This window comes from Burkholderia sp. Ax-1720 (genome assembly GCF_011753035.1).
GTDB classification, from domain to species: Bacteria; Pseudomonadota; Gammaproteobacteria; order Burkholderiales; family Burkholderiaceae; genus Burkholderia; species Burkholderia gladioli.
In genome coordinates, this window is the sequence record NZ_VWWK01000272.1 from 1 (window position 1) to 6,450 (window position 6,450).

The 6,450-nt window shown below is 71.9% G+C and carries 5 protein-coding genes and 1 pseudogene; 1 reads left to right on the top strand and 5 read right to left on the bottom strand.

The features are described from left to right. The 4 genes and pseudogenes from F3J18_RS34875 to F3J18_RS34890 all read right to left on the bottom strand — a co-directional run. Positions 1-187, bottom strand: a pseudogene (locus F3J18_RS34875) (CPBP family intramembrane glutamate endopeptidase); the annotation flags it as partial. Between the two features lie 273 nt (positions 188-460). Then, positions 461-1,183 carry a fumarylacetoacetate hydrolase family protein gene (locus F3J18_RS34880; protein WP_166916652.1) on the bottom strand — a complete coding sequence of 241 codons (723 nt, stop codon included), beginning with the start codon at positions 1,181-1,183 and terminating at the stop codon, positions 461-463. Positions 1,184-1,341: 158 nt separating this feature from the next. Next, entirely contained in the window at positions 1,342-2,421 is a 1,080-nt protein-coding gene (locus F3J18_RS34885) for a helix-turn-helix transcriptional regulator (protein ID WP_240154816.1), read from the bottom strand. A 225-nt stretch (positions 2,422-2,646) separates the two neighbouring features. After that, on the bottom strand, positions 2,647-3,249 hold the full coding sequence (locus F3J18_RS34890) for a TetR/AcrR family transcriptional regulator (protein ID WP_166916656.1): 603 nt from the start codon (positions 3,247-3,249) through the stop codon (positions 2,647-2,649). Positions 3,250-3,443: 194 nt separating this feature from the next. Here F3J18_RS34890 and F3J18_RS34895 point away from each other — a divergent pair, with 194 nt between their 5' ends. Continuing rightward, positions 3,444-4,703: a YbfB/YjiJ family MFS transporter gene (locus F3J18_RS34895; protein ID WP_166916658.1), complete on the top strand. Its 1,260-nt coding sequence runs from the start codon at positions 3,444-3,446 to the stop codon at positions 4,701-4,703. A gap of 204 nt (positions 4,704-4,907) precedes the next feature. Here the strand turns inward: F3J18_RS34895 and F3J18_RS34900 are convergent, their stop codons facing one another. Beyond that, the gene (locus F3J18_RS34900; RefSeq protein WP_166916660.1) at positions 4,908-6,416 is read right to left on the bottom strand and encodes an efflux transporter outer membrane subunit; all 1,509 of its coding nucleotides are present in this window, start codon (positions 6,414-6,416) and stop codon (positions 4,908-4,910) included. Positions 6,417-6,450: the final 34 nt, after the last annotated feature.

A 6,450-nucleotide genomic window follows, 5' to 3' on the forward strand; every position in this document is an offset into this window, starting at 1 on the left:
CGGCGAGCGCGAGACCGGCCAGCGGCGCCAGCGCGATCGGCGCGAGCTGGCCCAGCGCGAAGGCCGCGCCGTAGCCGACCAGGGCCAGGATCAGGCTCGCGACTCGGAGCCGGGGACACCACGCGAGCAGCGCGGCGGCGAAGATCGCTGCCCAGGGCAGCAGCATCGTCGTCGGGAAATCGGACATTTCGGGGAAGGATGAGCCAAACGGGCGCTCATCATAGCCTGCGCCGGGCGGTTTCCGCGTCGAGGAAATGTAGCGAGGACGGCGGCCGGCAGGGCGCGCGGCCGTCGCGGCCCGTCGATCGAGGCCGGGTGATGCGGATCAATGCAGCACGAGCGGCCCGAGCGGCCGGCGTGGCGGACGAGCCCCGGCAGGCCGACGCTGCGGGCCCGCCGTCGTAGGGAAGGCGCAGGCGCTGCGGCGGACTCGCCGCGCGGGTCCGCCGGGGCTCGGTTTTCAGGACGCCGATTCGGGTTTCGCGCCGATCGTGAACTCGAACGAGGCCACGCCGTCGACACCGCCCGCGACGCGGTCGCCCGGTTGCAGCGCGCCCACGCCGGCCGGCGTGCCGGTGAAGATCAGGTCGCCCGCCTGCAGCTCGATGGCCTGCGACACGTAGGCGACGATATCGGGCACGGGCCAGATCATGTCGGCCAGGTCGCCTTGCTGGCGCGCTTCGCCGTTGACGGTCAGCCAGATCCGGCCGTTTTTCGGATGGCCGAGCTTGGCGGCAGGATGCAGGGGCGTGACCGGGCCCGAGGCGTCGAAACCCTTGGCCCAGTCCCAGGGGCGGCCCAGCTTCTTGGCCTCGGCCTGCAGGTCGCGACGCGTCAGGTCGACGCCCACGCCGTAGCCCCACACGTGGTCGAGCGCGTTGGCCGCCGCGATCCGGCTGCCGCCCTGGCCGATCGCGATCACCAGTTCGATCTCGTGGTGCAGGTCGGAGGTCAGCGTCGGGTAGGGGATCGTGCCTTCGGCGGGCACCACCGCGTCGGCGGGCTTGCCGAAGAAGAACGGCGGCTCGCGGCTCGGATCGGCGCCCATTTCACGGGCATGTTCCGCGTAGTTGCGGCCGACGCAGAACACGCGGCGCAGCGGGAAGCGGGCGGACGAATCGGCGACCGCGACGGAAACGGGGGCCGGCGGCGTGACGACGTAGTCGGCGGAATGGGCGCTCATGGCGTAACTCCTGGCTTGGACGGTTGGCGGGGGCCGCGGCTCGCGGCACGATGCAACGATAACAAGCCGCCGGCGGGCGCGATGCGACGAAGCTGTCGAGATTCTGGACAAATCTACGTTTCGCGCGGCCGGCGCGCCGGGGCGTGCCGATCGCGGGTTCAGGCGCCGCCGGGGTCGTCGGATGTGTTTTCGGCCTTGGTTTCGGCGCCGGCGGTGCGAGAGTCGCCGGCAGGGGCGTTGTCATCGATGCCGGCCGCCGCGGCGCCGGTTTCGGCATCGGCATCGACTTCGGTTTCGCGCTCCGAATCGGCCTCGGCACCGGCACCGGCCTCGGCGGCCGCCAAGCCCGCCGCGCGCGCCTCGGCATCCTCGCCGTTGGCCTCGCGATAGTCCTTCGGCGACATCCCCACGCAGGCCCGGAAGCGCCGCGAGAAATACCCCTCGTCGCGAAACCCGACGTCGTGCGCGATATCGGCGATGCGCCGCGTGGTGTGCGCGAGCAGCGACTGCGCGAGCGCGATGCGCCGCTCGGTCACCAGCTCGGTGAAGGTGCTGCCGGTTTCCTTGCGGATCAGGTGGGCCAGGTAGTTCGGCGACAGGAAGGCGGCCTCGGCGGTGCCGGTCAGCGTCAGCTCGCCGCTGGTCAGGTTGGCGCGGATGTGGCGCATCACGCGGGCCAGCGCGTCGCGCCGGCCGGCCTTCTGGGCGCCGTGGCTCTGCGCCAGCTTGCCGAGCGCGCCCGCGTACTGGGTGCTGACCAGGCCGATCAGCTGCAGCAGGTAGCCGCGCAGCAGGGTCACCGAGCCGAAGCTGCGTTCCCGGTTCACGTCGAGCATGCGCTGCGCGAGCCGGCGCGCGTCCTCGAAGGCGTCGCCGGTCAGGATGTAGTCGAGCCGCTCCTGGAAGCGGAACGGCGCGAGTTCCGGCACGCGCTGCACCGGCACGTCGTCGAGGTCGAGCGGATCGACGTCGAGATCGCTGCGCAGGAACTGCTGCGAGAAGTTGATGACGATGAAGTGCGCGCCCGGCGGATGCGGGATCAGGTGCTCGCGAAACGGCAGGATGAAGGCCAGCGCGCCGCGCGGGAAGGGGCGCGTGACGCCGCCGATGCGTTGCTGCGTGTCGCCGCCGAGGTTGAACTGGATCTGGAAATAGGCGTGGCGATGCGGCTCGGTGATCGGCTGCCGGGTGGTCTGGTCCCGGATGTAGAAGTCGAGGCGGTCGCTGCGCTCGGGCATGGCATAGGTGCGCGGCTGCGAATTGGCTGGCATGGCGGATGATGCTGGGTGGTACGGTTCGAGCCGCGATGGTACAGCGGTTGGGCGCCGCGCGTGACACTTCCGTTACGCGCGGCGGCCATGCCGGGCCGAACCGCGCCGGGCGGGAGCGGTTCCCGCCGATGTTCGGCCGGTGTTCCGGGCGGCGTCGCGGCCCGCTTTCCAGGCCAGGTTCCAAGCCACGTTTCAGCCCGGCGCGGCCGCGGCCCGACGCGGGCGCAGCAGCATCGCCACCAGCGTGCGCGCGTTGTCATGCAGGCGCCGCGGCTCCTGGTAGACGCGCTCGATCACGACGATGCCGCGCGTGAAGGTGATGATCAGCGCCGCCGCTTCCTTCGCCGGCACGCTCGGCTCCAGCTCCGGGTCGGGCTGCGCCAGGCGCGCCGCCAGCACCGCCTCGAAGCGGTCCAGCATGGCCGCCAGCGCTTGCCGGATCGGCTCGTCGATGCGATCGCCGGCCACCGCGGTCTTGGTCGACAGGCAGCCGCGGGTGGGCGTGCCGGTGGTCATCGAGGCGATCACATAGGCGAAGAAGGCCTCGAGCGCCTGGTCGAGGCGCGGCGCCTCGAGCGTGCGTCGCGCGCCTTCCAGGAAGCGTGCCGCATAGACCTCGAACACGCGCAGGAACAGCGTTTCCTTGTCCTGGTAGGCGTTGTAGAGCGAGCCCCGCTGCACGCCGGTGGCGGCCGCCAGTTCCTGCATCGAGGTATCCGCGTAGCCCTTCTTCCAGAACAGGGCGAGCGCCTTGTCGAGCATCTCGCCTTCGTCGAACTGTCTTACGCCGGCCATGGTGGTCCTCCAGATTCCTGCTTGAAACGACTGTCGGGCGCCATTAAACAAATCTTTGACGGGACTGTCAAGTTTGACTAGAGTGTCGAGCTTGACATCGATGTCAAAGATAAACCGGCATCCATGCTTTCCCCGGTCGTTTTCCGTCATGCGCGGGCGCGAAGCTCGCGCGGCGTCACAGGAGTCCTTGCCTCATGTCCACCCCATCCTTGGCCGGCGTCCAGGCCGCGCCCGGCGCCGCCGCCATCTGGCGAGCCATCTTCGCGGGTTTGTGCGCGAGCCTGGTCGGCATCGGCCTGGCGCGTTTCGCCTATACGCCGCTGCTGCCGTCGCTGATCGAGGCGCATTGGTTCGCCGCCACCGACGTGGTGTTCCTCGGCGCCGCCAATCTCGCCGGCTACCTGCTCGGCGCGCTGGCCGGGCGGCCGCTGGCGCGGCGCTTCTCGAACCGCGCGGTGCTGCGCGCGATGATGCTGCTGGTCACGCTGGCCTTCGCCGCCTGCGCGTTCCCGGTTTCCGAAGCCTGGTTCTTCGTCTGGCGGCTCGCCTCGGGCATCGCGGGCGGCGCGATCATGGTGCTGGTGGCGGCCACCGTGCTGCCGCACGTGCCGGCTGCGCGCAAGGGCACTGCGAGCGGCGCGGTGTTCCTCGGGCTGGGGCTCGGCATCGCCGGCTCGGGCACGCTGGTGCCGCTGCTGCTCGGCTTCGGGCTGCGCGATACCTGGCTCGGCCTGGCGCTGTTCTCGGCGCTGCTCAGCGCGGCGAGCTGGTTCTGCTGGCCGGGCTCGGGCGTGGCCGCGACGGCGGCGGGTGCTGCCGGCGGCGATGCCGGTGCGCAGGCCGCGCTGCCGCCGCTGCCGGCGGACACGCCGCGCACCGTGCTGCTGCTCTACGTCGAATACGGGCTGATGGCGCTCGGGCTGGTGCCGGCGATGGTGTTCCTGGTGGATTTCGTGGCGCGCGGCCTTGGCGCGGGCGCCCATCTCGGCGCGCTGTTCTGGATCCTGTACGGGGTGGGCGCGATCGCCGGGCCGCCGCTGTATGGTTTTCTCGCCGACCGGTTCGGGCCCACCCGCTCGATGCGCGCGGTGATGCTGGTGCAGGCGCTGGTGGTCGCGGCGCTCGCGCTGTCGACCAACCTGGTGGCGGTGGGCCTGCTGACGATCGTGATCGGCAGCTTCCCGCCCGGCATCGTGCCGCTGATGCTGGCCCGCGTGCACCAGACGCTGCCCGAGCGGCATGCGCGGCAACATGCGATGTGGAGCCGGGCGACCACCGTGTTCGCGGCCTCGCAGGCGCTTTGCGGTTATGCCTATTCGGCGATCTTCGGCCTGAGCGGCGGCCGGCACGCCTTGCTGTTCGCGATCGGCGCGGCGGCGCTGGCGATCGGGTTCCTGGTCGATTGCGCGATCCGCCGCGCGCCCGCCGGGCCGCAAGTCGAGACGGTGCGTTGAGCGAGCTTGCCTTGCACGCCGCGACCTGAGCGTCGCGGCGGCCTGGCTTGCCGTCGATAGCGCGACATGGCCGCGGCGCGGCGAAGATGGGGGATTCTCAAACCGGATCGCCACGCGCGATGCCGCGTGGCGATTCTTCAGTGGTGGCTCGATACCTCGACGGCAAGACGGCGGCGCAAGCCGCGCCGCCGTCTTGCCTCGGAATCAGCGCGCGGCAGCCGAGGCCGGCACCGGCGCCGCGGCGGGCACCGACGTGCCGCTCGCGTCGCTTGCACGGCTCGCGCCGCCTTCGGCGCCCGCGCCCGTCTCGCCATCCCAGCCGCCGCCCAGCGCCAGGAACAGGCGTACCTGATCCGCCGCCACCTGGCCCTCGGCCGCGGCCACCTGCGCATGCACGCTGGTCAGCGTTCGCGTGGCATCCAGGTCCGAAATGAAGGACTCGCGCCCCGCCGCGTAGAGGCGATGCGTCTCGTCAGCCGAGTCGCGCGCCGATTGATACGCGGTGCGCAGCGCGTCGGCGCGCTGCGTATCGGCGGCATAGGTGGCCAGGCTGCTCTGCGTCTCGCGCAGCGCGTTCAGCACCACGCCGTCGAACTGGGCCAGCGCGCCGCCGGTGGCGGCCTCGGCCTCGCGCACGCGGGCTCGCTGGCCGTTGGCGGGAAAGGTCCAGCTGATCAGCGGGCCGAACGACCAGCGGTTGGTGGTCGGCGAGAACAGGTCGCCGAAGATCCCGGTGGTGCCGACCGAGGCGCCGAAGCTGACGCTCGGATACATGTCGCCGATCGCCACGCCCACGCGCGCCGTCGAGGCGGCCAGCTTGCGCTCGGCCTCGCGCACGTCGGGGCGCCGCCGCAGCAGCGCGGTGCCGTCGCCGACCGGGATCGGCTGGCTCAGCCGGGGCAGCCGCTGGCAGGCCAGGGCGGCGGGCGGCAGTTCGGCCGGCGCGCGCGCGAGCAGGGCCGCGAGCTGGTATTGCGCGACCTTGCGGCGGCCCTCGAAGCGCGGGATGTCGGCCGCCAGCGTGCGAACCTGGGTGGTGCCGGTGGTCACCTCGGTCTGGCTGCCGCGGCCCGCGTCGCGCAGCCGGCGCGACAGCGACACGCGCTGCTGCTGCAGCGCCAGCGACTGCTTCGCGATCTCGAGTTCCTCGGCCGCCGAGCAGGATTCGACATAGGCGCGCACCACGTCGGCCACCACCGTGATGCGGGCCAGGTCGCCGGCGGCCTTGACCGCGTCGGTATCGGCCCGCGCCGCCTCGACGCCGCGCTTGAGCTTGCCGAACAGGTCGAACTCGTAGGACACGTTGATATTGAAGGCGCCTTCGTTCACCACCGGCAGCTTCTCGGTCAGCAGGTATTGCTCGGCCGATTCCTGGGCGCGCTGCGCGCCGCCCGCGAAACCGCCGGAGAAGCCGCCCTGGGCGTTAGCCACGTCGAGCGCGGCGCGCGAGCGGGCCAGGTTGGCGGCCGCCACGCGCAGGTCGGTATTGGACTGCAGGGCCAGCTGCACCAGGCCGTCGAGCACCGGGTCGTCGTAGAGCCGCCACCAGTTGGCCGGCACCGCGCCGTGCGAGACCAGCGAGCTGCCGTCGCCGGCGCCGTCGAGCGGCGCGTTCGCCAGCGGCGCGTTGACCAGGGCCTGTTTCGGCAAGCGGTAGTTCGGGCCGACCGTGGTGCAGGCACCCAGCGCCACCGCCAACGCGGCGGCGGCCAGCGGCGCGAGCGCGGCGCGCCGGCGCGATCGCGGG